The organism is Sphingobacterium prati (assembly GCF_013167215.1).
Taxonomy (GTDB): domain Bacteria; phylum Bacteroidota; class Bacteroidia; order Sphingobacteriales; family Sphingobacteriaceae; genus Sphingobacterium; species Sphingobacterium prati.
Genome location: NZ_JABJWY010000039.1, coordinates 395,877 through 421,679 on the forward strand (window position 1 = coordinate 395,877; position 25,803 = coordinate 421,679).

Annotated in this window: 23 protein-coding genes; 11 read left to right on the forward strand and 12 right to left on the reverse strand. The window is 38.3% G+C overall.

The features are described from left to right. Positions 1–117: 117 nt before the first annotated feature. The 5 genes from mscL (at position 118) to tsaB (ending at position 2,332) form a co-directional block, all read left to right on the forward strand. On the forward strand, positions 118–525 hold the full coding sequence (gene mscL / locus HPC41_RS24805; RefSeq protein WP_172396761.1) for a large-conductance mechanosensitive channel protein MscL: 408 nt from the start codon (positions 118–120) through the stop codon (positions 523–525). 239 nt (positions 526–764) lie between these two features. Beyond that, on the forward strand, positions 765–923 hold the full coding sequence (gene rpmH / locus HPC41_RS24810) for a 50S ribosomal protein L34 (protein WP_075991291.1): 159 nt from the start codon (positions 765–767) through the stop codon (positions 921–923). 60 nt (positions 924–983) lie between these two features. After that, entirely contained in the window at positions 984–1,400 is a 417-nt protein-coding gene (locus tag HPC41_RS24815; protein ID WP_172396762.1) for a ribonuclease P protein component, read from the forward strand. Further along, positions 1,363–1,617 carry a membrane protein insertion efficiency factor YidD gene (yidD, locus tag HPC41_RS24820; protein WP_172396763.1) on the forward strand — a complete coding sequence of 85 codons (255 nt, stop codon included), beginning with the start codon at positions 1,363–1,365 and terminating at the stop codon, positions 1,615–1,617. The genes HPC41_RS24815 and yidD overlap by 38 nt, the downstream gene beginning before the upstream one ends. Positions 1,618–1,627: 10 nt before the next feature. Further along, the gene (gene tsaB, locus HPC41_RS24825) at positions 1,628–2,332 is read left to right on the forward strand and encodes a tRNA (adenosine(37)-N6)-threonylcarbamoyltransferase complex dimerization subunit type 1 TsaB (protein ID WP_172396764.1); all 705 of its coding nucleotides are present in this window, start codon (positions 1,628–1,630) and stop codon (positions 2,330–2,332) included. Here tsaB and HPC41_RS24830 read toward each other — a convergent pair. Together HPC41_RS24830 and HPC41_RS24835 are read right to left on the reverse strand one after the other, a co-directional pair. Continuing rightward, complete coding sequence (locus HPC41_RS24830; protein WP_172396765.1) at positions 2,327–3,232, reverse strand: CorA family divalent cation transporter; 906 nt, start codon at positions 3,230–3,232, stop codon at positions 2,327–2,329. The two genes, tsaB and HPC41_RS24830, sit on opposite strands and share 6 nt — an antisense overlap. Before the next feature lie 160 nt (positions 3,233–3,392). Further along, positions 3,393–4,010: an OmpH/Skp family outer membrane protein gene (locus HPC41_RS24835; RefSeq protein WP_172396766.1), complete on the reverse strand. Its 618-nt coding sequence runs from the start codon at positions 4,008–4,010 to the stop codon at positions 3,393–3,395. Between the two features lie 191 nt (positions 4,011–4,201). Here HPC41_RS24835 and gyrB point away from each other — a divergent pair, with 191 nt between their 5' ends. The 4 genes from gyrB to HPC41_RS24855 all read left to right on the forward strand — a co-directional run bounded on the left by gyrB (position 4,202) and on the right by HPC41_RS24855 (position 12,340). After that, positions 4,202–6,160 (forward strand): DNA topoisomerase (ATP-hydrolyzing) subunit B, encoded by a 1,959-nt coding sequence (gyrB, locus tag HPC41_RS24840; protein WP_172396767.1) that lies wholly within the window; start codon positions 4,202–4,204, stop codon positions 6,158–6,160. 158 nt (positions 6,161–6,318) lie between these two features. Continuing rightward, the gene (locus tag HPC41_RS24845) at positions 6,319–8,355 is read left to right on the forward strand and encodes a ComEA family DNA-binding protein (protein WP_172396768.1); all 2,037 of its coding nucleotides are present in this window, start codon (positions 6,319–6,321) and stop codon (positions 8,353–8,355) included. After that, the gene (locus tag HPC41_RS24850) at positions 8,343–10,442 is read left to right on the forward strand and encodes a ComEC/Rec2 family competence protein (protein WP_172396769.1); all 2,100 of its coding nucleotides are present in this window, start codon (positions 8,343–8,345) and stop codon (positions 10,440–10,442) included. Before HPC41_RS24845 ends, HPC41_RS24850 begins: the two co-directional genes overlap by 13 nt. After that, entirely contained in the window at positions 10,439–12,340 is a 1,902-nt protein-coding gene (locus HPC41_RS24855; RefSeq protein ID WP_172396770.1) for a RecQ family ATP-dependent DNA helicase, read from the forward strand. The genes HPC41_RS24850 and HPC41_RS24855 overlap by 4 nt, the downstream gene beginning before the upstream one ends. Here HPC41_RS24855 and HPC41_RS24860 read toward each other — a convergent pair whose 3' ends face one another. The 6 genes from HPC41_RS24860 to HPC41_RS24885 form a co-directional block, all read right to left on the reverse strand. After that, the gene (locus tag HPC41_RS24860) at positions 12,341–13,180 is read right to left on the reverse strand and encodes a sulfurtransferase (RefSeq protein WP_172396771.1); all 840 of its coding nucleotides are present in this window, start codon (positions 13,178–13,180) and stop codon (positions 12,341–12,343) included. It lies immediately after the preceding gene. 99 nt (positions 13,181–13,279) lie between these two features. After that, complete coding sequence (gene rpsA, locus HPC41_RS24865; protein ID WP_172396772.1) at positions 13,280–15,211, reverse strand: 30S ribosomal protein S1; 1,932 nt, start codon at positions 15,209–15,211, stop codon at positions 13,280–13,282. A 264-nt stretch (positions 15,212–15,475) separates the two neighbouring features. After that, positions 15,476–16,444, reverse strand: a complete 969-nt coding sequence (locus tag HPC41_RS24870; RefSeq protein ID WP_172396773.1) for a YihY/virulence factor BrkB family protein — start codon at positions 16,442–16,444, stop codon at positions 15,476–15,478. Position 16,445: 1 nt separating this feature from the next. After that, positions 16,446–16,853 carry an acyl-CoA thioesterase gene (locus tag HPC41_RS24875; RefSeq protein WP_172396774.1) on the reverse strand — a complete coding sequence of 136 codons (408 nt, stop codon included), beginning with the start codon at positions 16,851–16,853 and terminating at the stop codon, positions 16,446–16,448. Further along, a complete protein-coding gene (gene mltG, locus HPC41_RS24880) occupies positions 16,853–17,893 on the reverse strand; it encodes an endolytic transglycosylase MltG (RefSeq protein ID WP_172396775.1) in 1,041 nt (346 codons plus the stop codon). The genes HPC41_RS24875 and mltG overlap by 1 nt, the downstream gene beginning before the upstream one ends. Positions 17,894–17,986: 93 nt before the next feature. After that, entirely contained in the window at positions 17,987–18,937 is a 951-nt protein-coding gene (locus tag HPC41_RS24885) for a PASTA domain-containing protein (protein ID WP_172396776.1), read from the reverse strand. A gap of 146 nt (positions 18,938–19,083) precedes the next feature. Here HPC41_RS24885 and HPC41_RS24890 point away from each other — a divergent pair, with 146 nt between their 5' ends. After that, positions 19,084–20,091, forward strand: coding sequence for a D-alanine--D-alanine ligase (locus tag HPC41_RS24890; RefSeq protein WP_172396777.1), 1,008 nt, complete (start codon positions 19,084–19,086; stop codon positions 20,089–20,091). Positions 20,092–20,285: 194 nt separating this feature from the next. On the opposite strand, the gene HPC41_RS24895 is transcribed toward HPC41_RS24890, so the two are convergent. From HPC41_RS24895 to HPC41_RS24905, 3 genes are all read right to left on the reverse strand, one after another. After that, positions 20,286–21,494: a serine hydrolase gene (locus tag HPC41_RS24895; RefSeq protein ID WP_246251061.1), complete on the reverse strand. Its 1,209-nt coding sequence runs from the start codon at positions 21,492–21,494 to the stop codon at positions 20,286–20,288. A gap of 44 nt (positions 21,495–21,538) precedes the next feature. Further along, complete coding sequence (locus HPC41_RS24900; RefSeq protein WP_172396779.1) at positions 21,539–22,033, reverse strand: dihydrofolate reductase; 495 nt, start codon at positions 22,031–22,033, stop codon at positions 21,539–21,541. A 69-nt stretch (positions 22,034–22,102) separates the two neighbouring features. Continuing rightward, positions 22,103–22,924, reverse strand: coding sequence for a thymidylate synthase (locus HPC41_RS24905; RefSeq protein ID WP_172396780.1), 822 nt, complete (start codon positions 22,922–22,924; stop codon positions 22,103–22,105). Positions 22,925–23,271: 347 nt separating this feature from the next. Here HPC41_RS24905 and mtaB point away from each other — a divergent pair, with 347 nt between their 5' ends. Continuing rightward, positions 23,272–24,594 (forward strand): tRNA (N(6)-L-threonylcarbamoyladenosine(37)-C(2))-methylthiotransferase MtaB, encoded by a 1,323-nt coding sequence (gene mtaB, locus HPC41_RS24910; protein ID WP_172396781.1) that lies wholly within the window; start codon positions 23,272–23,274, stop codon positions 24,592–24,594. 142 nt (positions 24,595–24,736) lie between these two features. Here the strand turns inward: mtaB and HPC41_RS24915 are convergent, their stop codons facing one another. Continuing rightward, complete coding sequence (locus HPC41_RS24915; protein ID WP_172396782.1) at positions 24,737–25,633, reverse strand: EamA family transporter; 897 nt, start codon at positions 25,631–25,633, stop codon at positions 24,737–24,739. Between the last annotated feature and the right edge of the window lie 170 nt (positions 25,634–25,803).

A 25,803-nucleotide genomic window follows, 5' to 3' on the forward strand; every position in this document is an offset into this window, starting at 1 on the left:
TAAATAAGAAAATTAGGGTGAATAAATCGTCTAGTTATAAAAAATTGGTATATTTTAATTAGATTTATATGACAATTACTAGCTTTGTTAAAATTAAAAAATTAATTGATTTTAAATATGGGATTTTTAAAAGAGTTTAAAGAGTTTGCAATGCGCGGTAGCGTTGTTGATCTGGCCGTCGGTGTTGTTATCGGTGGGGCATTTGGTAAAATCGTGACCTCATTGGTTGACGATATTATTATGCCCCCTATAGGATATTTAACAGGTGGAGTTGACTTTTCTTCGAAGAAGATTATACTCAAGGCTGCTGATGAGGCAGCGAAACAAGCCGAGGTTTCCATTAACTACGGTAATTTTATCAATGTGGTGATTCAATTTTTAATTGTTGCATTTTGTATTTTCTGCGTTATTAAAGCACTAAATTCTTTAAAACGTAAAGAAGAAGCTGCTCCAGCTGCCCCGGCTGCTCCGACTAAAGAAGAAGCGTTGTTGACTGAGATCAGAGATATTTTGAAAACTAAATAGGTCCAAATATTTATTTGATATGAGCGTTACAGAGCAGGCCTACTGCTCTGTAATTTTTTTGTAGACAGTTTATAAATCGATTTTTTAGACTGGCAATGAATAAATTAGCATAGGCTTTTTGTTTAATGTCTAAATGTTCTTAATATTGTTTGTTTTTGTCTAAAATAAACTTTACTTTTGCATTCCTCTTGGGGAGTTTTGTATTAATTGAAGTAAGAACAAATTAGCATAATAGCGTCATGAAAAGAACATTTCAGCCATCGCAAAGAAAAAGAAGAAACAAACACGGTTTTAGAGAGCGCATGAGCTCTGCAAACGGTAGAAGAGTATTAGCTTCACGTAGAGCTAAAGGTAGAAAACGTCTTACAGTGTCTGACGAATACCGTCACAAAGGTTAATCTTTGACAAAGATCGGTGGCCCCTTATAAGAGCTTTTTCTGATAAGATCAAGTCATCGTATGAGAAATACATTTACAAAAGAAGAACGGTTATGTGCGAGGAAGCGTATTGATACGCTTTTTAAAAGCGGTTCTTCTTTTGTTTTGTACCCTTTTAGAATTGTTTTTGTTCTTGAGAAAAACAGTGAGACTGCAATTCTTCCCCCCTGTCAGTCTATTATATCCGTTTCCAAACGTCGGTTCAAAAAAGCAGTAGATCGCAATACAATTAAACGTATGATGCGTGAAAGCTATCGTCTTCAAAAATCGAATGATTTGATTCCTTTTTTGTTGAAACATAATGTAACTTTGTATTTAGCTATTCAATATGTGGGAAAGCAGATCTTAACATATGATGTGTTCCATGCCGCGATGAATAAAATGCTGAAAAAATTACAGGATGAATGTGCTGGTACTTATTTGGAAAAAAGGAATTAAACCTTTCTTTAGTTTTATTTTCTTAGCTATTATTCGTTTCTATCAACTATTTATTTCGCCCTTCCTGGGTGCTAATTGCAGATATACACCGACTTGTTCGCAATATGGCAAGGAAGCTATCCTAAAATATGGACCTTTTAAGGGTGGCTGGATGGCTTTGAAGCGAATAGCGCGTTGTAATCCATGGGGTGGCCATGGCCACGATCCTGTACCTTGATTTCAATAAAATGATGAATAATTTAATTTTACAAATTGATACCTCAACTACCGTATGTTCGGTTGCCTTAAGTGAAGATGGACAGACCTTAGCTGTGATTGATCTGGACGAACCTAATGCACATGCTGCCAAACTGACCGTTTTAATAGAACAGATTTTGCGTGAAGCAGATCGTTCGGTAAAACAGCTGGCAGCAATAGCAGTGAGCATGGGCCCCGGATCTTATACTGGACTGCGTATTGGCGTGTCTACCGCAAAAGGTCTTTGTTATGGCTTAGATGTACCTCTGATCGCAATAAATACACTGGAAGCTTTATTTTTGGGGTACAAGGGACAGTTTGGGTTACAGGAGCATGAAGCCTTTATTCCTATGTTGGATGCACGTCGTATGGAAGTTTATTCTGCGGTTTACAACCATCATAGTGACCTTGTAAAATCTACAGCAGCAGAAATTATAGACGTCAATTATTACGATAGACTGTTGGCCGTTTACAGCCGCGTTCATCTCTTTGGATCAGGGGCTGATAAATTTGAGGCGTTGTTTGCAGGTAACGATCGTGTGAATGTACAGCTTAAATTTAAGGCTTCAGCGGCATTTTTATCCAAATTGGCCTTTGAAAAATTACAAAATAAAGCGTTCGAAGATATTGCCTACTTTGAGCCTTTCTATCTGAAAGACTTTGTAGTCATGACAAAGAAAAAGGTTGGCTCATAACCAACCTTTTCTTTTGAACCAAAGATAAATCGCTAGTGAAATCACAATCATGATCGCAATCGCTATGGGGTAGCCATAATACCACTCCAGCTCTGGCATATTTTTAAAATTCATTCCATATACTCCAGCCACAAATGTAATTGGCATGAAAAAAACAGAGAATATCGTCAAAATGCGCATAATTTCGTTGGTGTGGTTCGAGGATATGTTAAAGAATACGTTTAGTAATTGTGCTACGTTTTCAGATAAGTTTTCATATAGCGTCGATGTACGTATTTGAAGGTCTTTTAAATCCCGGGTGTAAACATCTTTCTTCGAAGAGGAATGAAAATGCTCGATAACCTCTTTATATAAAAAAATAACCTTTCTGGCGACATCTATCTGTCGTTTGATAAAATATAGGTTTTTCAGGACAGGCTGTTGTTTCATACGTTTCAGAAAGATCAGTTCTTCGTATGAATCGATGCGTGTGGATAATTGTTCCAATGTCTTGCTAAAAGTGAAAACCGCAGCTGTTGTAATAAATACAGATAGTTTTCGGCTATTTTTTGTCTTTACGTTCGTGAATTCGATATTTTTGAGTTTCTCCAGAAACTCGATACGGCGTTTATGGACGGTAATGACAAAATCACTGCCATAAAAGATGGTTAGACGATCCGTTACTTCTCCTATACTATCCGAATTCTCTTTAAAATTGTCGGACATGACCCGGAGAATAATAAAGGTATAATTTTCAAATTCCTCTATTTTAGGAAGGTGTTCCGGTTCTTTAGAATCTTTAATGGAGGCTTCATTTAGATTATATCTTTCCTTGATGAATGTAAAGTCCTCCGAGGTAGGTTCAAAGATATCAATCCATTCGTAGTTTGCGATTTCCTTTTCAACAATCGTTTTGATCATAAATCTAATTTTACAATACAAGATACTAAACAATTTTGTTAGCTGCCAATAGCTGCGGACAGGTATTGGCCGATTACATTGCTTAACTGAGATCAGGAGACTTAAAAATAAAAAAAGCCATCAAATTACAATGATGGCTTCCTTAAACTTTTTGGATTTCTTACTTGCTCGAAGATTTGTATTCTTCATTTAACTGTTTGATAACTTCGTTGGTGATTTCCAGTGAAGGATCAGCATACAATACAGTAGGATTGGATTTAGAATAAGTCAGTACAAGTTTATAACCGTTATCTGAAGCATGTTTTTTCAAAAACTCAGTGATTTTATTGTACACGTTGTTGAATTCTTCTGATTCATCTTTGGCTAGGGATGAAGAGGCAGTTTGGTCTAATCGTGCTAGTTCATCTTGTTTGCGAGCCAATTTTTGTTCGGTAGCTTGTCTGTCTGCCGCAGACATTGTAGCAGCATTTTTTTGATATTCGGCAACCTCACGTTGAAATGCAGCACTTTTTGCTTGAAGATCAGCCTGTGCCTTTTTTACCTTATTTTCAAGTTTTGACTTAATGTCTTTAAAGTATTGATATTTTTCAGAAAGAGAATCTGAATTCAAATAGACGATTTTATCCTTACTACTTCCTTGACTCTCTTTGCTTACAGCGTTTGAATCATTTTTCGACGGCTCATTTTGTGTTTTAGCACCTTGGTTACATGAGACGATCGTCCCAGTCAATAAAAGGCCCAAGGAAACTTTCGATACAATTGAAAATATAGTGTTCATTTTTTTATTATTTGCAAATTAATACTAAAACAAACCTAACATAAAAAAATCGAAAATCTAATTTTTAATCCTAAAAAAGTAAAATTATTGAGCATTTGATTGTTTCAGATTATCGGTGTAATACTTCGCTACAGACTTGATAAATCGGGCAAAATTTCGTATTTTTGAATATTACATTTAACAGTTTTTCAATGAGCGAAGAAAAGAAAAATGCATCCACCTATTCGGCCGATAATATTCAGGTATTAGAAGGTTTAGAGGCGGTTCGTAAGCGTCCATCCATGTATATTGGTGATACCGGTGTAAAAGGATTACACCATTTGGTATACGAGGTTGTAGACAATTCAATCGACGAAGCTGTAGCAGGGTACTGTACAGATATCTTTGTTACTATCCATAAAGACAATTCAATTTCCGTTCGAGATAATGGTCGTGGTATCCCTACCGGAATCAATAAAAAAGAGAATAAATCAGCATTAGAACTCGTTATGACGGTATTACATGCTGGCGGTAAGTTTGATAAAGATACCTACAAGGTGTCTGGTGGTCTACATGGCGTGGGTGTATCTTGTGTGAACGCTTTGTCTACACTTTTGAAAGCTGAAGTACACCGTGATGGAAAGATATACCAACAGGAGTATCAAATTGGTAAACCTTTGTATGATGTAAAGGAAGTTGGGGTTTCGGATAAGACCGGTACAATTGTAACATTCCATCCTGATGCAACGATATTTACGCAGACTACGGTATATAATTATGATACTTTGGCGAATCGACTTCGTGAACTAGCCTTTTTAAATAAAGGGGTCAGTTTGACGTTGAATGACGAGCGTGAAACCAATGAAGACGGTTCGGAAAAGAGAGAGACTTTTCATTCTGAAGGTGGTTTAAAGGAATTTGTCAAATTTTTAGATGGTACACGTCAGGCATTAATTCCTGAGCCTATCTATGTTGAAGGAATTAAACAAGGTATTCCTGTGGAATTGGCCTTGCAATATAACGATACCTATTCTGAAAACGTCCATTCTTATGTGAATAACATCAACACAATAGAAGGCGGTTCACACGTGGCAGGTTTTCGCAGAGGTTTGACACGTACCTTGAAAGCTTATGCCGATAAATCAGGTTTACTTAAAAATTTGAAAGTCGAGATTACAGGTGATGACTTCCGTGAAGGATTGACTGCTGTCATTTCGGTGAAGGTTGCTGAACCTCAATTTGAAGGACAGACAAAAACCAAATTAGGTAACTCTGAAGTAATGGGAGCGGTAGACGTGGCTGTTGGTGAGATTTTAGGTGTTTACCTTGAAGAAAATCCACGTGAAGCAAAAGCTATTGTTCAAAAGGTTGTTATTGCTGCTCAAGCGCGTGCAGCTGCACGTAAAGCACGTGACCTGGTACAACGTAAAACTGTAATGGGTGGTTCAGGACTTCCAGGTAAATTGGCCGATTGTCAGGATAATGATCCTACCAAATGTGAGATTTATTTTGTCGAGGGGGATTCTGCGGGCGGTACAGCGAAGTCTGGTCGTGATCGGAAACACCAAGCCATTATGCCATTACGGGGTAAGATCCTGAACGTTGAAAAAGCAATGGAACATAAGATCTATGAAAATGAAGAGATCAAAAATATGTTTACTGCATTGGGCGTAAGTGTCGGCACTGCTGAAGATGCCAAAGCATTGAATCTTGAGAAATTACGTTACCACCGAATCATTATCATGACCGATGCCGATGTGGATGGTTCCCACATTACTACGTTAATTCTGACATTCTATTTCAGATACATGAAAGAATTGATTGAAAGAGGGTATGTATATATCGCTACGCCTCCTTTATACCTCGTGAAAAAAGGTAAAGAACACGAATATGCGTGGAATGAAGATCAACGTATCAACGCGATACAACGCTTGAAAGGAACAGGTAAAGAAGATAGTGTACATGTACAGCGTTATAAAGGTCTTGGTGAGATGAATGCGGAGCAACTTTGGGATACAACAATGAATCCTGAAACCCGTACTTTACGTCAGGTAACTATTGAAAATGCAGCAGAATGTGACCGTATTTTCTCGATGTTAATGGGCGATGAAGTGGCTCCACGCCGTGAGTTTATTGAGAAGAACGCACGTTACGCAAAAATTGATATCTAATAACAGTTTTACAACGAATAAAAAAAGGTCTGATGAAATTTTCATCAGACCTTTTTTTATTTCGATTATATTTTATAACTTCATATTGATGAATCATTTATCTGCCGGGATAAATGATTCATCAGCCAACATCTAGCCAATATTAAATAAAACCTATTATGAAATATTGTAGCAAAATTTTGCTCTTTATAGGTTATTTTATTGGAATAACTTGTATGGCGCAGACAAATGAAAAAATCAATCTCGAAGAACTATTCGAAAACTTATCAGAAGAACTACCTGAAGATACTGATTTAAGTGAATTAAGCGAAAAGTGGGCCTATTATCTAAAACATCCAATTGATCTGAATAAGACCGATGGAACAGAATTAGGCGAGTTACAGTTTGTAGACCCCTTGTTATTACAACGTCTGATTGAACATCGTCAAGTTTCCGGCGACTTTATTAACGTGCTAGAGATCCAGTCTATTGATGGCTTTGATACGCGGATCGTAAACTTATTGTTGCCTTTCGTTAAAGTTGGAGAAAACAATCCATTCACAGGAAGTAAATTCAAAGATTTCTCACATGAATTTATGTTGCGTTACGGGCGGACATTGGAGAAAACAAAAGGCTACCAAATTTTAGATACCACAAGGTCTCGGTATCTAGGGGATCCTAACAGATATGCGATACGATATCGGGCAAATCTAAAAGATAAGATTCGCTTGGCAATTAATATGGAGAAAGACGCGGGTGAGCCATTTTTTAAAGATAAGCAAAAGTTGGGATTTGATTTTTATGGAATAAGTCTATCCGTTAAAGCGATTGGTCCGGTCCGGAATCTTGTTGTTGGAGATTATGCGTTGCAGTTTGGTCAGGGCCTCAGTATGTGGAATGGCTTGAGCTTTGGAAAGGGCGGACTGGTACAGAATACTGCCCGGCAGGGGATAGGAATAAAACAATACAGTTCATTAAATGAGGTGGACTTTATGCGTGGAATAACAGGAACATTGCGATTGAGGCGGTTTGAGGTCACGCCTTATTTTTCATATCGTGCCATCGATGCTAATGTCGATAATAACATCGAACAACGGGTAATTAAGACGATTGCAAAAACAGGACTACACCGAACACCGACGGAACAGCATTATCGAAATGCTGCTCATCAAATGACTTATGGACTGAATGTTTTATGGAGGTATAATCGTTTCAAAGCAGGGATTAATTTCAATCAATCCCAATTGGATGTCATTAAGCTCAGGGGGACAGCTAATAGACAGCAGTATGATTTCGAAGGTGATGTACTGAGAAATATCAGCCTGTATACGAATTATACCATTCGAAATATTCATTTATTTGGAGAATATGCCAGTAGTTTAGATGGTGGTACGGCACTGTTAGTGGGTGCAATCGTGAGTTTACATCCACGTTTATCCACCGTAGTCCTCGTTCGGGATTACAAGAAAAACTACCACACTTTTTATGGACAGGGTTTTGGTGAATCGAGCAGCACATCTAATGAAGAAGGTGTTTACGCCGGACTTACGTACCAGCTGGCAAGAAAATTAGTTTGGTCCAATTATATTGATGTTTTCCGGTTCCCAGAGGCGAAATATCAGGCAGATACAGGTTCAGTAGGAGCAGACTTTTTTAGTCAGCTCAGTTATATATGGTACAAAAAGGGGCAACTTACATTAAGGTACCGAAATCGGTTAAAACAGGTGAATTATGTTGGTGAAGGACAGACCGAATCGGGCTTGGTGAACAGCGTAAAACAACAGCTACGGATAGAATTTCAATATAAACTGAATAGAATCTGGACGATTCGGTATCGGGCTGAAGCTAATTTATTGCAGAAAGAATATGAAAATGACAATAAAGGATATATGTTCTATCAGGATATTTTCTGGAAACCTGAAGTTGGAAAAATACAACTGAATTCGCGAATTGCTTATTTTCAGACGGATACTTACGATAATCGGATCTACGCCTATGAGAATGATGTACTGTATGCGTCGGGATTTGGTATGTACGCCTCAAGCGGTTGGCGGACATATTTGAATTTAAGATATAGAATAAACCATAATCTCGATATATGGACAAAGTATGGAATTTATTATTATCCCGGTAAAGAGACAATTGGGACAGGCCTGGATGAGATCCAGGGCAATCGAAAGTCCGAAATTAAGATACAATTAAGATGGCAATTATGATGGAATTGGGGTTTTATCAAAAACTAGAACGGATTCCACTTCTTAAGATTGCTGCTATTTATGTTATTGGACTCTTTATCGCACCAATGTTGAAGTTTTCGTTTGTCTTGTTTCAATACCTGCAACATGGCTTGTTTATCGTACTGGGTATAACACTTGGCTGCTATCTATTTAGAGGGACATTATTTAAGTATGGCTATCTTATCGGATATTATATACTTATCTTGTTATTTGCCGTCTGGCAATTTTGGCGTAATGAACCACTTTATGTGCAAAATCATTTTTCGCATTTTCAGTTAGATAGTTATGTTGTGCATATTATTGAGGAGCCTAAAGGTAAATCCGGTACTACGCGATTCTCAGCTGAGGTGATAGGCGGTTATATTCAGGACAGTTTTATTGTAACAACCGGTAAGGTGATGGTTTCAATGAAATTCGCGGGGGAAAATCAACTACAATATGCTGACCAGATCTGGCTAAAAAGTAATATTATGACAGTTCCCCCTCCGTTTAATCCCCTCGAATTTGATTATCGCGAATATTTGAGAAAATCTGATATTCATCATCAGATTTTCCTGAATACAGATGATTATAAAATAATTGCAAAGGGAAGTCCGGGATCCGCAAATCTTACAGGTATTGCGTTGCAGACAAGGCAATATTTTCTAAAAAAGCTACGCCGTTATTTTAAGGAAGAGGAATACTTTTCGATTGCGGCTGCTTTGTTATATGGTTTTCGGAGTGACATTGATGATGAGAATATAAAAGCATTTACAAATACTGGGACAATTCATGTGCTGAGTGTTTCGGGGATGCATGTCGCCGTACTGTTTGGTTTTTTATCGCTAGTTTTTAGATTTTTCCCCTGGCGTCCGATGTTGAGCTGGCTGCCTTTTGTTCTTACATTTTCCATTATTTGGATATACGCTTTTATTGCTGGTCTGGATCCTCCCATTGCCCGTGCTGCTATTATGATTAGTTTTGTTTTATGTGCACAACATTTCAAGCGAAATAGCTCAACCTTAAATGCGCTAGTTGCTGCCGCAACCGTTATTCTGCTCTTTTCTCCCAAAGCTATAGCCGATGTGGGATTCCAGCTCTCTTTTTTGGCGGTTTTGGGCATGGTATTATTTTTACCAGTCTTTGAAAAAAATATTGTTGTGAAAAATCCTCTGCTTCGTTTTGTGAGGGATACCGTTGGTATTTCCATAGCGGCACAGGTTTTAACGACACCGCTTACACTCTATTATTTTGGGCAGTTTCCGACCTATTTTTTATTAGCTAATCTACTTGTTGATCTCCCTTCGACCATAACGATGTATTTAGGTTTTTTAATGACGATCAACCCCATCGATTGGTTAAATGAGCTCTTGGGATACCTATTGGAGAATTTAATCGGAGGTATACTCTACTGCCTGAAATCCATCGACCGTTTGGCATTTTCAACGATTAAAATCAATATCATTGACAATATGCTTCTCTTTCTCTCTTATGTCGCCATTTTTTGTTTTTTATATGGCTATCAATGGGAGGACAAAAAATATAACTATCTGGGTCTACTCTGTACGCTAGGGATCATGATCATAGCGATAAATCAGCAGTATATAGATAAAAATACCGAGCGATTTCGAATATATAACACCAAAAACGAATTAACAATTGCTTATTTTAAAAATAAGAAAGCGGTTATCTATAGCACGTTTGACTCTTTAAATCATAAAGCTCTGCAATATGCTTGCGGCCGGGAAATTCAAGTATTGGCTTCCGAAGACAATGTTCAATTTATTCCATTAAAGGGTAAAAGTAGAAGGAATAATTATTTAATAGCGTTGCCAATTGGAAAAATAATTGTTATGGAGCATTTCAAGGATGCATTGCCAGCCGCAGATCTGCTGGTGATTAGAAAGAATACTATTCAAAAACTATCCGTTGCGTTGAATGGGATTTCGCCCAGAGAGGTTATCCTTGATGGTTCCAATTCCTTGAGGAAGTCATTGCAGGCGCAGGCTATATTGGATAGTTTGAAGATAAAGAGTTATATCATAAAAGATAATTTTGCGTATGTTTGGGATAAGGAGAGCTTATGACTTTAGATAGCCTATCAATCTTAAGACAATATTGGGGTTTTGAATCGTTTCGGCCCTTGCAGGAAGAAATTATTCAGTCGGTTATTTCTGGTAAAGACACACTCGCTTTACTACCAACAGGGGGCGGGAAATCCATATGTTTTCAGGTGCCGGCATTGATGATGGAGGGAATCTGTATCGTGGTGACCCCGTTGATTGCCCTTATGAAAGATCAGGTAGAACATTTGAAAAAAAATGGTATCCAAGCAGTTGCCATTTACTCGGGAATGAAAAAAAGGGAAGTGGATATTACGTTGGACAATTGTGTCTATGGAAAAATAAAATTCCTTTATCTATCCCCCGAGCGGTTGTATAGTGACCTTGTCCGGGAGCGGATCCGATTTATGAATGTCAATCTATTCGCGATAGATGAGGCACATTGTATTTCTCAATGGGGTTATGATTTTAGACCGCCCTACCTGGAGTTGGCAAGACTGAAAGAGCTCCATCCCAAAGTTCCATTTTTAGCACTGACAGCAACTGCTACGGAACGCGTGATAACCGATATACAGAAGAAGCTAAATTTTCCGGAACAAAATGTATTTGTCAAAAGTTTCCTTCGGGACAATTTAGCTTATATGGCTATCGAAGAAGAGGATAAAATGGGACGGATGGTACGTATTATTCATAAACTAGGTGGGTCAGGTATCGTATATGTTCGAAATCGAAGAGAGACGCAGGAAATAGCCCGTATTTTAATCAACAATGGAATAGCGTCAGACTATTATCACGCTGGACTTTCAGGACAGGAGCGTGATCAAAAACAGGATGCATGGATGACAAATGCTGTTCGTGTTATCGTCGCTACAAATGCATTTGGAATGGGGATCGACAAGTCCGATGTTCGTTTTGTCATCCATCTGGATCTGCCCAATTCGCTGGAAGCTTACTACCAGGAAGCCGGTAGGGCGGGGCGGGATGGTAAAAAAGCATACCCAGTTATTCTTTACCAAAAGAATGATGAAAAAAAGCTCGTTGATACCTTGAGTGCTAGTTTTCCCGATGTTCCCTTCATTCAGCAGACTTATCACTATTTATGTAATCATTTTCAAGTGCCTTATGGAGCGGGTGAGGGCCTTACGCTGGATTTTGATGTGGTTACATTTGCCAAGAAATATCAATTGCCATTGATTCCTGTGATGAATGCATTGAAATTTTTAGAGCGCGACGGTTGGTTAACCTTGTCTGAAGCTGTAACTATACCCTCACGTTTCAAATTTGAAATAGATAGCACCGAATTGTATAAAGTTCAGGTGCAATATGTAAAATATGATAAATTGATTAAAGCGATTCTACGTGTGTATGGTGGCGTTTTTGAAAATTATATCCTGATTAATGAATATGAATTTGCAAATAAGCTTGGGGTCCCTTATGGCCGTGTTGTTGAACTTTTAAAATCACTCGAAGCATTGGAAATTGCAAGCTACCTCCCTTCTACGGATGCACCGCAGCTAACGTTTTTACAAAATCGTGTTGATTATAAACATCTGCATATTGACCATATCTTTATTCGGGATCGTCATCAGATAAAGGAAGAGCAGGTTAATGGGATGATCAATTATATAGAGAAAGCGCACTGCCGCAGCCAGTCGTTGTTGCTTTATTTTGGAGAAAAGAATGCAGGCTTCTGCCAGGTGTGTGATTTATGTTTAATACGTATACACAACGAAGGACAACGAAACCAAATCAAAGCGGAGATAAAAAACAGCTTATTGGCTGCACCAAAGGGGCTGCATGATCTGGTTGGAAGTTTAACCCTCGGTAGCGAAAAAAAAAGAATAGAGATCATCCGTGACCTGTTAGATGCCGAAGTAATTCGACTGGAGGACAATCTCTATTCCTGGAATACCTTATTTTGATTATTTCTCGATCGGAAGATTGAGTTCTTCTTTGCCCCATTCAGACCATGAACCATCGTAAACCCGGATAGTTGTATGCCCTGAAATATAAGCTGCGAAGGCAAGTATGGAGGCCGTTACGCCCGAGCCACAGGAGAATATATATTCATCTCCTGTCGCTTTAGACTGATCAAAGTGCTGCTTGAGCTCGTCAATTTCTTTATAGTAAATGTCCGAAAGCAATTCTTCGAAGGGTAGGTTTTTAGAGTGTGGAATATGTCCGCCATTGAGACCTTTTCGCGGTTCTGCGACTAATCCAATGAATCTTCCCTTGCTTCTGGCATCGAAAATAGTTGTCTCAGCCGATTTATAATGCGCTAAAATATATTCCTTATCAGCAAAGAGGTTCTCCTGAAAACGAGCTTTAAAATTTCCATTCTGGTGATTTTCTTTATAATTGTCAGTCAGTTTATAATTATTATTTTTCCAAGCTGGAACTCCGCCATTTAAAATATAGACCTGATCAAACCCCATGACCTTAAACATCCACCAGGCACGTGGACTGGAATAAACCCCCCATCTATCATATAAAACCACTGTGCTATTTTGATTAATACCCAATGCTTGAACTTCTTTTTCAAAGACCTGCTCAGTTACCAGTGTGTGCGGCAATTTAGATGAGTGGTCGGAAAATTTTCCTTCGATATCAAAAAACAATGAGTTTGGAAGTAATGCTAATTTTGCATCTTTTAGGGATTGACCGACTTTATCGATGGTACAGTCTAGTAGGATCACATTTTCATCTTTTGTCAATGTATCCTGAAGTTCGGATGGGCTTATTAAGGCTGATTTGAATGACATAACAATTATTCTTATGTATACAAAATTACAAAGCAAACCTATAAAAACAAAGCGGCTGTTCTTTTGGAACAGCCGCTTTTTATGGATTTAAAATGCTAATTACTTAGCGTTTTTGTCATTTTCCATTTGCTCTTTCAATTGAGCTAATACGTCTAAGTCGCCTAAAGTAGATTTTTCAACAGAATCTTTTACTTTTTTAACAGCTGAAGATTCAGCTTTAGCGTCTTTTTTACGGTTGTTAGACTCTTCTTTGCGAGCTTCTTCTTTCTCTTCTTCCCAGATACGAGAGTGAGAAATTACCAAACGTTTGTTCTCTTTATTGAACTCGATGATTTTGAATGAAGTTACTTCATCAACTTTCAATGAAGAACCGTCTTCTTTAACAGAGTGTTTAGAAGGACAGAAACCTTCAACACCATATTGTAAAGCTACGATATCACCTTTGTCACCAACTTTGATCACAGTACCTTCGTGGATAGAACCCTCAGTGAAGATTGTCTCGAAAGTATCCCAAGGATTTTCTTCCAATTGTTTGTGACCTAAAGATAACTTACGGTTTTCTTCGTCTAATTCTAGAACAACAACATCTAAAGTTTCACCTACTTTGGTGAATTCGTTAGGGTGGTTGATTTTTTTAGACCAAGACAAATCTGAGATGTGGATCAAACCATCGATACCTTCTTCTAACTCAACAAACACACCGAAGTTAGTCATGTTTTTAACAACAGCTGTTTGTTTAGAACCTACTGGATAACGATCAGTGATGTTTTTCCAAGGATCTGGAGTCAATTGTTTGATACCTAAACTCATTTTACGCTCATCACGATCTAAAGTTAAGATTTGAGCTTCGATCTCATCTCCAACTTTCAAGAACTCTTGTGGAGAACGTAAGTTTTGAGACCAAGACATTTCAGAAACGTGGATTAAACCTTCAACACCTGGGATGATTTCTAAGAAAGCACCGTAATCAGCAACTGTTACGATTTTACCTTTCACTTTAGAACCAACTTCTAATGCTGTATCTAAAGATTCCCAAGGATGCTCAGATAATTGTTTCAAGCCTAAAGCGATACGTTTTTTCTCATCATCAAAATCCAATACAACAACGTTGATTGTTTGATCTAAAGATAAAACTTCTTTTGGATGTTCGATACGACCCCAAGAAATGTCTGTAATATGCAACAAACCGTCAACACCACCTAAGTCGATGAATACACCGAAGTCAGTGATATTTTTAACAGTTCCTTCCAATACTTGACCTTTTTCTAATTTAGCAACGATCTCAGATTTTTGGTTTTCTAAGTCGTTTTCAATTAATACTTTGTGCGATACGACAACGTTTTTGAATTCGTGGTTGATTTTAACAACTTTGAATTCCATAGTTTTACCTACATATATATCGTAGTCACGGATAGGTTTGATATCGATTTGAGATCCAGGTAAGAATGCTTCAACACCTTTGATGTCAACGATAAGACCACCTTTAGTACGGCTCTTAACGAAACCAGTAATGATTGCATCATTTTCCAATGCCTCATTGATAGCTTCCCAAGATTTTTGAGTTTTAGCACGTTTACGAGAAAGTACTAATTGACCGTTAGCATCTTCTTGAGATTCTACGAATACGTCAACTTTGTCACCAATTTTTAATTCTGGTAAGTCACGGAATTCGGATAAAGAAACTAAACCGTCAGATTTGAAACCAACATTCAAGACAACGTCTTTGTTGTTGATAGAAACTACAGTACCTTCGATAATTTCACCTTGGTTAACTTGGTTAAAAGTATCTGCGTATTGTGCTTCAAGTTTAGCGCGCTCAGCTTCGCTATAATTTCCGAAACCTTTGTCATTTGCATCCCAGTCAAATTCACCTTCTGGTGTAATCCAAGTGTTTGATTTGATTTCGTCGATTAAGTTTGAATCAGCTTCTGATTCAATTTTTTCAGTGTCTTTCACTACTTTAGTGTCAGCACCTTGTAGCTCTGCGTTTTTCGCTGCTAATTCTTTTTCTGCTTCTTGTTTTTTTGCCATTAATTAATTTTCTCCTTTTTCCTACGTTGTAGGAGATGCAAAGGTACAAAAAAACTTTTAATGCAAAATTTTATTTTTCTTATTTTATTGACAGACTTTTAGTTATACTCAACGTGATCGAGCATACGGAATAATTTGGTTAGAGGGCCTCGGAACATGATTATTTTTATCGTTCCCAATTGGCCCGTTTTAGTCTGCATGTAACAGTTTTTTGGTAGGTAAAGACTTTGAACAAAGTTCTTTAACTCATGGAATCCTTGACTATTAATCGTTATTTTTTTTGAATGAATTGAAAATTCGGGGTTTGGCAATTACAATTGTTTGCTTGGACAAAGCAATAGCAGCATTAAGTTCGTAGCCTAACAATAAGATTAGTGTATTGAGGTAGATCCATAACATGATCACAATCAATGTTCCTATAGAACCATACAATTTATTATAGGCACCAAAATGATTAATATAAAATGTAAAGATGGAGAAGGTCAAAATTGCTAATATAGTAGCCATGGATGCTCCTGGGCTAAACAATTTCCATTTATTTGAGGTTGAAGGGCCAAACTTATAGATACAGCTAACTGTGAAAAAATAAATAGCGAAAATAATAATCCATCGGGCAAGTTTTAATAGGGTAGCCCACATACTGGATTTAATGCCTGTAGTTTCTTTAAGATAGTCGATTGTCACTCCCGCAATAGTGAATATGGTCATACCTACTGTTAAGGCGAAGATGATAAAAAACGCCAAGGTCAGTGCGATGAGTCTTTTCCGCACCCAAGGTCTTTTCTCAGTCATTAGGGAAGCTTTGTTGAAGGCATTCATTAATGAAGCCATACCATTTGTTGCAAAATAGGCAGCAAATAGAAAACCGAAGGAAAGCAGTCCGCCATTTTGGTTTTTAATGATATCCTCTAAAGTGGTTTCGACTACAAGGAAAGCATTTTTGGGGATGACAACTGCCAGGAAATCTAATAATTGTTCCTGAAAATTGTTAATCGGGATATACGGAATCAACGTAAACAGAAAGATGATCCCGGGAAATATAGCCAATAGGAAACTATACGATAATGACGAAGCTTTACTGACGATGGAATCTCGGGAGAGCTCCTGAAAAAAAAACACCGACACAGTATAAAGGGGTAGCGAACCGAATCCGGGTAACACCACCCTTTTGCTCCATTCGATTAATCTAAAATAAGGTTCAACGTTTAATAGCCATTGGTGGAGTTTCCCCATATCAGTTAAAGTATTTACTCATCTTATCCAGAAATATCTGTGGAGGCATACAAGGTTTGTTTTTTTCCATATTGACAAATACCAGTGTCGTCTCTCCTTGATTGAGCAACTCTCCACTTTGGTTAAAAAGTTCATATTCAAAAATAATACGGACAGCCGGTTTCTTACGAATTGTTACTCGGATCGTTATCAGGTCATCATACTTGCCCGGTTTGAGATATCTTGTTTTCATCTCAGTGACCGGAAGCATAACGCCCATTTCTTCCAGTTCCTTATAGGATATTCCTGTACTTCTCAGCATTTCAGTACGAGCGATCTCATAGAACGCAGCATAATTGCCATAATAAACATAACCCATTTGGTCTGTTTCAGCATAACGGACACGAAGCTGATGGTCAAATACAAACATTATTTCTTGATATTTCGTGCGTCTAAAGCTTGTTGGAATTTGCGCGCATTGATTAGATGTTCGACTTCTGTTTTTGCAAAATTATGGTATCCTGAGAAATCATCTTTTGCACACATATAAATATAATCATGTTGTTTAAAATTCAATACGGCATCAATTGCAGCAATACTTGGGATAGAAATAGGACCTGGGGGCAGACCTCTATATATATAAGTATTATAAGGATTATTTGTTCTTAGATGCTTATTTAATACTCTTCTGATCGAAAAGTCATTATTTGCAAAGATCACAGTTGGATCGGCCTGTAACAGCATGCCTTTTTTTAGGCGATTCAAATAGAGGCCGGCAATCATAGGCATTTCATCTTGATGTAAGGCTTCCCCTTTGACGATCGAAGCTAGTGTGCTCACCTGTTGTTGTGTTAGGTTAAGAGCCTTTGCCTTGGCAATACGGTCTGTATTCCAGAATTTTTTCCATTCATCATCGAAACGGGCAATAACCTTCTCTGGGCTCGTGTTCCAGTAGATTTCGTATGTGTTGGGGATGAAAATTGAAATTAAATTCTCTTTGGTAAAGCCAAATTTTTGAGCGGTTGTTTCATCATTTAGTACCGCAATAAATTGTGCAGAATCTGCCTCAAAACTTTTACCTAATAAGGCGGCCATATTTTCCTTTAGCCGCACATTGGCAAATCTAAATTTTACAGGTTCTTGATAACCGCCAATTAAATTACCGATCAAACGTCTATTGTTCATTCCGGGAGTTAACAGATAACGACCGGGTTTTACACTTTTTTCGTATTTTTTATATTGGGCAGCACGTTCGAATGCTGCAATATCATCCAAAAGGCTGGAATCTTGAATTGATTTGAGGACATCTTCATACTTAGCCCCCTCATGAATGTAAAGGTATTTTTTCTCTCCAGAAACGTTTGAAGCAAAAAAAGCCTTATAAAATGTCCAGGCAAAATAACCTCCGACAAGGATGACGATTAATGCAATAATTTTTAACCAGCTTGGTATTCCTTTTTTATTTTCCATCAGAATGATTTTTTATATCAATGATGAAACCTTCACGGACATACGATTCATTTTAAGCAAGCGATCTATGTTTATGAAGGTTTCATAATAGCTTTAGAAGCCTAGACTACTACTTTTATTTTCCTTTTTTTGTCCTGCTGGAGCTGTTGTATTTGTCGCTTTGGCAGGAGGATTATTTGTTTTTGCCGGAACCGTGGGTTTCGTCGCAGGTGGATTTACCTGTGTTGGATTTACCTGCGGTTTAGGTGTTGTTAACGAACCCGACGTACCTGTTGTTGGTGAGGGGGCGGTAAGTGAAAGGGTTACATCTATTTTGGCACCTAAGCTTGTTAATCCCTTTTCGATGCCTGGAGACTGTACACTGATCACAGCAGTTGTCGTATCTGTTACATTTGGATCGTATGTGACTGTGCCCAGGCCAAGTCCTGCACCAGTAAGCGCAAATTTAGCTTCGTTCAGCGGGAGCCCGATCAGGTTCGGAATTTCAACTTCATTTGCTCCCAGGCCATTTCCCAATACAAGATCTATCCGCGATCCTTTGGGGATCATGCGGCCATTTCGAATGGATTGGCCTGCAAATTGGGCATCTAAAACAATATCTCTCGCGATATCGGCAACATAAGAAGTATCGCCTATTTTAAGGTTGTGATTTTTCAGGATAGCTGTAGCTTCTATTAAAGTCTTATCTTTAATATTTGGAAAAGCCACCTCTGGCGCAACTTGAGTAATAATCGTCAGATAAATTGTCCGACCGGATTTCACGTGAAATCCTTGCTCAGGATCCTGCTCAATGACCAAGCCAGGCTTTGCATCCATCTGATAAACGGAGTCAATTTGGTATTCTAATCCAGCATTTTCCAACGCTTGGATGGCTGCATTGATATGGAGTCCCTTTATTTTCGGAACTGCGATGGATTCATTATGTTTAGTATATATTTTCAGTCCAACATATACCGCAAGAAATAAGCAGATTATCGCAACGAAAGCGGCAATGAGATTTTTTCTGAACGTGGCTGTCTGAAGATATTGGATGACTTTGGACATTACTGTGTTTGATAAAAATTAATTCTGCATAGAACCGCAATATTGAAGCCAATTTAGCAGAATGATTAAATAAAATTATTCCTCACAAAATTATTCGTTTTTCCGTGTATAGCAAATTATATTTGCTATTCGAATCGCTAAAATTTATGAAAGCAAAAATAGCATTAATAACTGGAGGTTATACAGGTGAGGCCGAAGTTTCTTTTAAAAGTTCTGCCTTTGTCTATTCCCAACTCGATCATGACCAATACGATGTCTACCTGATTACCATATCAAAAGAAGCGTGGTTTTATACAGCTAAGGACGGTAAGCGATACCCTGTTCTGCGCGAGAGTTTTACATTACCATTAAATGGTGAAACGATAAATTTTGACCTCGCTTTTATCATGGTGCATGGCGTACCTGGGGAAGATGGAAGATTGCAGAGCTACTTTGATTTGCTCGATATTCCTTATACTTCATGTGATGCGTTAACGTCTGCTTTGACAATGAATAAGGGCTATACAAAGGCGATTTTAAGTGATATTCCGGAATTATACCTGGCCAAATCGGTCTTATTATTCGAAACTCAACGGGCAGAAGCCGTTAAAACTGTTGAAAACACGCTTGCCCTTCCATATTTTGTGAAGCCCAATGCTGGAGGAAGTAGTATTGGTATGACCAAAGTAAAAGAGCCTGCTCAGTTACAGGAAGCTATTGATAAAGCTTTCGATGCTGAAAATACGGGAAAACAAGTGATTGTAGAAGAATTTGTAACGGGACGGGAATTCTCGGAAGGAATTTTCCGCAATGCGAAGGGTGAATTGGTTGTATTACCCGCAACAGAGGTCCGCACGACCCGTGAATTTTTTGATTTTGAGGCAAAATATATCCCAGGTCTGACAGAGGAAATTACACCGGCAGAACTGACCGCGGAACAGCAAGAACGCGCTGCCCGTATTTTGAAGGAAATTTATGTCAGGTTGAATTGTAAGGGTATGGTGCGGGTGGACTTCTTTCTGGAAGATGGTACAGATAATTTTTATTTTATTGAGATCAATACAATCCCGGGACAGACAGCGCAGAGTTTTATCCCACAACAGGTACGTGCCTTTGGAATGAAAGAAGGTGACTTTTATGGTGAATTGATCGAAAGCGCTTTGCACAGACATTAATGGTATGATGGGTCTTAGAAAGGTCCGGTTGATACCGTTCGATTTACGCATGCTTTTCAAAGTGGCAGGGGCTTTTCTAAATTGGTGGGTAAGAAATCGTAATCTTGAGTAAAAATGAGCGCACCTGGATTGATCAAGAAAAAGAAGCATATTTAACAAAAAACGGCATTCAAATTTTGAATGCCGTTTTTGTATTATTTTCTGAAATCAAACTTGGATAGATCGGGTTCGATTTTTTTTATTCTTTTTAATTCCTCCTGATAGATAAGCTGCCCTATGTTTTTCAAAAACGGATAAGTGACTGTCTCATACTCGTAAATGCCATCGTTGTAGATGCCGTTTTCATTCGATTGAACTACTACAGCGAGAAGAAATTCCACGCCATGCTCAAAATCAACGATATAAGCATTGTCAATATTATATCCGTAAGAATCGCCGTATTTGTTGAATATGCGGATATTAGGATTCAACTTTGCATCTTTTTCGCGTCCATAGAAAAGCAATTTGCTATAGGTAGGCCAGAATTCTATAGCGTTATATTTAGGAAAGTCCGATTCAAAGGGATAACGTGACATATAATCATATAGCAGCTTATAATCCTCTTTTTGTAGATTAAATCTTTCTCTGCTTTTGAATGCTTCGGGGAATAACAATTTCTTTAATATCAGTTGTTGATCCTCCAATGCATACACGTTTAGCCCTTCAAAGCTCCAGGGTTCATGGATGAGTTCATCCTTTTCATTCATATAGCCTTTCCCCTGAAGTGTATTGGCTAACTTGATATCATAATCCTTGGGATCGAATTGCGCATTTTGCCGATAAATAATGTTGTCGCCATTATAGAAGGTGAAAGGATTGGTATGTTTGGCCCAAATTCCTTTGTCGCCTATAGCAAGACGGTTGACAATGCGGCTGTACTTGGCGCCATATTTTTTGAGTTTTGTATTTAATTCGGCACGGCCAATGAATTCGAACAATCTATTTTGGGCATCATTATCACTGGTCAATAATATTTTTTTGACATATTGGGCGATAGAGGGCAACCCATTGGCTGCAGACTCATCGACAGATACTTTCGTTTGTTTTTCAAAAGCTGAATCAATGCGTAAGGGAGTGTCTTTCGTTAGCCCCTCAATTTGTAAGTCATTAATTTTTTCGAGCGCTAAAATCGCTGTCGGGAGTTTTACCGTACTTGCCGGATAGAAATACCAATGGGGATTAAGCCGATAACTATAAGACTTAAAATGTGGGATGTTGGATTTATCACGGTCAATCTGGGTGTACAGGATCTGCACCTCGTGTTTTGTCGGATGATTTAATAGCTGTTGAAATAAATCAGGACGGCTCTGAAGCAATTTTTCGAGATATACCGTATCTATCTTCTGAGCATATGTCTTGGACATAAGTAAAATAAAAACGAGCGATAAATATTTAAACATTCCAATGGTTATTTGCGATTATACACCTCAAAGGTATAATCGAACGCATGCTTATCATCGGCTTGATGCGGCTCCGAAGAAATCAATTCCCATTCCTCCGAATTAAGCTCGGGAAAGAAGGCATCCCCCTGGATGGTTGTCTGTACGCGGGTCAGAAGTATTTTGTTGGCCAGAGATAAGGCTTGTTGATAGATGTTTGCTCCACCGATGATAAAGACCTCGTGTTCGTCCCGGCAATATAGAAGTGCTTCTTGGATACTGTTGGCAACATCAATATCTTCTGCTTGGAAATCAGGATTACGTGTGATGACAATATTCCTGCGGTCAGGTAATGCTTTGCCTATTGCATCAAAAGTTTTTCTGCCCATCAAGACAGAATGCTCAATGGTATTTCTTTTAAAATATTTAAAGTCATTTGGTAAATGCCAAGGCATCTGGTTATTGATGCCAATCGCATTGTTTTCAGAAGCAGCTACGATTAATGTGACCGTTGGGTTACTCATTTTGGTGTTGTGTAAATTTTTGTATTATCTAATGATGTTATGTATTGGAAAAGTTTGTAACAGCTCTTTTTATACTGCAACAGGTGCTTTTATATGTGCATGTGACTCGTAATTCAACAATTCGAAATCTTCGAATTTGAAATCAAAAATATCTTTCACATCAGGGTTTATCTTCATTAGTGGCAATGGCTTTGGATCGCGGCTCAATTGTAACTCCGTTTGTTCAAAGTGATTGCTATAAATATGTGCATCTCCCAATGTATGGATAAATTCTGCTGCTTCCATATCACAGACTTGTGCTACCATCATGGTCAGTAAGGCATAAGAGGCAATATTAAAGGGCACACCTAAAAATATATCGGCGCTACGTTGATAAAGCTGACAGGACAGTTGGGGTTTTAAGATCCCCTTTTCTGGCTGTGCCGGTGCTACGTAAAATTGAAAGAAAGCATGGCAAGGTGGAAGAGCCATGTGTTCAATTTCAGCAACATTCCATGCCGAAACGATGATGCGACGAGAGTCCGGTGAATTTTTTAGTTGGTTAATAACCTGTGTGATCTGATCAATATGGCGGCCATCAGGTGTAGGCCAAGAACGCCATTGCGACCCGTAAACAGGGCCCAGATTTCCTTGTTCATCCGCCCATTCGTCCCAAATACTTACACCGTTCTCTTTTAAATACTGAATATTTGTTTCACCTTTCAAAAACCAGATCAACTCATGAATGATTGACCTCAAATGTAATTTCTTTGTTGTTACCAGTGGAAATCCTTCCTGCAGGTTGAAACGCATCTGATACCCAAACACACTTTTGGTACCTGTGCCTGTACGGTCTGTCTTTACAACACCATTCGTATATACATGTTTGAGTAAATCTAAATATTGTTTCATCTGTAAATAGTTTTTTATTAAGTGCTTTTATAATCTTAAAATTGTGAATGCCCTATCCCATGCTATGTTAGTGCCTGCTTTCAGTAGTATATTCTTTATGACTTATGGCTACTATTTCCGCTGTCCGATAGGAGACTTGTACTAAAATTTATGCCTTCTATATCGAAATTACATTTCAATCATGCCCGATTCGTATTGACCAGGTCTTTTGTATTCAAATTTTAATCTTTGTGGCATTGATGTTTTTAAGATAGTCAAAACTAAGGAAAATCCTTATAACGAGAAAGTCAAAACTTAAAATGATAAGAGGGGTTACTGAAAAAAAATGTAATTTTGCAAAATATATTATGGAGAATAAAAAAGTAGCTTTTTATACACTTGGATGTAAACTGAATTATTCGGAGACATCATCCATTGGACGTTTATTTAAAGATGCAGGCTATGATACTACAGCGTTCAATAGCCGTGCGGACGTCTATGTAATCAATACATGTTCTGTAACGGACAATGCGGACAAGAAGTGTAGAAAAGTGGTCAAGGAAGCGTTAAAGCATTCTCCGAATGCCTATATTACCATTGTAGGATGCTATGCTCAGCTAAAACCTAAAGAAATTGCGGAAATTCCGGGGGTAGACATGGTGTTGGGAGCTGCCGAGAAGTTCAACATCATTGAGCATATCAATGATTTGACCAAGCAAGAAAAAACAATAGTTTATAATGGACCTATTGACGAGACGAACCAATTTGTATCCGCTTATTCCATTGGCGACCGTACGCGTACATTTTTAAAAGTTCAGGATGGATGTGATTATTCCTGCACTTTCTGTACCATCCCTTTGGCACGTGGAGGAAGCCGTTCAGGAAAGATCGAAGAGATTGTCAATCAAGCAGAAGAAATTGCCGCTTCGGGTGTCAAGGAAATCGTGTTGACGGGGGTTAATATCGGAGATTTTGGTATTCGGGAAGGGAAGCGTGAAGACCGATTTTTGGATCTGGTGAAAGCGCTGGATAAAGTTGAAGGTATTGATCGTATACGTATATCTTCTATAGAACCCAATCTGTTGTCCAATGATATTATTGAATTTGTAGCGCAATCCAAACGATTTGTCCCACATTTTCACATGCCACTACAGTCCGGAAGTAATAAAATTCTGAGTTTGATGCGCAGGAGATATAAAAGGGAGCTATATACCGAGCGTGTTGCATTCATCAAGTCTTTAATGCCCAACTGTTGCATTGGTGTCGATGTGATCGTTGGATTTCCGGGAGAGACGCGCGAAGACTTTATAGATACCTATAATTTTCTGAACGATCTGGATATTTCCTATCTGCATGTCTTTACCTATTCAGAACGCGAGAATACAATTGCCGCACAAATGGAGGGGGCAGTACCGGGGGCGCAACGTAGCGATAGAAGCAAGATGTTGCATATCCTTTCAGAAAAGAAACGCCGAGCTTTTTATGAATCACAGCTTGGAGCCCAAGGGGACGTCCTGTTTGAGGCTGATGAAAAAGACGGTTATATGCACGGGTTCTCCAAAAACTATGTCAAAGTGAGGACTTTATATGATCCATTGTTGGTCAATGAAGTTGTACCCGTCAAATTTATGGAGGTTACAGATAACTGTGAAGTAGAGGTGGAGGAAGTTCCTGAGACATTGGCACATTAGCTTTTTAAGATTATACATCATCAAAAAAGGGCAATCTTATCTAAGATTGCCCTTTTTTGATGATGAAAAAGTTTAGTTCGCATGACTGCTGATTATTCTTTATTGAATAGTATCATCGTATAATGAAAATGAATGCATTTGATTAATGTGTACTATGCTTTGCAGCATTCAACCAGATCACTGTGCCTAAGATCAAAAGAACACCGATCCATTGTATAAATGAAACAGATTCATGTAGGATGAAATAAGACATACAGGTGGCGACGGGCAATTCTGCTGAACTTAAAATTCCACCCAAAGAGAATCCTGTCTTTGGTAAGCCATAAGCAAATAACAGGGGCGGAATGACGGTTCCAAATAAAGATAAGATCAACCCAAAGTACAGAAAATTAGCATCAAATTGGCCATTGAACAAATAGTTAGGCGGAAATAAAGTAAAAATTAATATACAGGAACCTGTTACCATGATCGCACTTTTTTGTACGGGATGATAATCATTGCCCACGCGGCCATTCACGATCATAAAAACCGAATAAGCTGTGGCTGCCAGAAGACCAAATAGGACACCAGTTAAGTTAAGATCCTTCAATCCTTTTTCGATAAGTCCAGTTGCCAATAATGTCGCAATCAGCACGATTCCAATACCGATCAGGTTATTCTTGGATGGTTTAGCTTTAAAAAAGATAAACTCAATGACCACGCCAATCCAGATATACTGCATGAGCAGTACAATTGCGAGTGAAGCCGGTACCAGCTGTACACACTTATAGTATAAAACACTTACTAGGCCTGTGGAGGTGCCGCTAATCAAGATTTTGATCCATGAAGATTTTTTTGTTGAAGATTGGAAGGTTGTGACCGAAAATAGCTTAATCGCAATAAAGATAAGCCAAAGTATAAGCATGCCGAATAACACCTGAATCCCTGTTACCTCACCCAAAGTAAGTCCCTGGCCGTATGCTTTTTTTACAAATGTTGATAGTATTCCAAAACTACTCGCCCCTAAAAAGACTGCTATTGCACCTTTTAATTTTTCCATTCTCAAACAAATTAAGGGGCAAAGTTACGATTTCTGAACAATTCTTTTTCTGATTCAACGTTCTTGTTGAGAAAATGGATAGATACAGGAGTCCATGGATAATTAAGCTCAGGATATTAATGGAAGTACCAGTAACGCTGATTGTAGTTAGTAAGCTTATTAAGGTATGA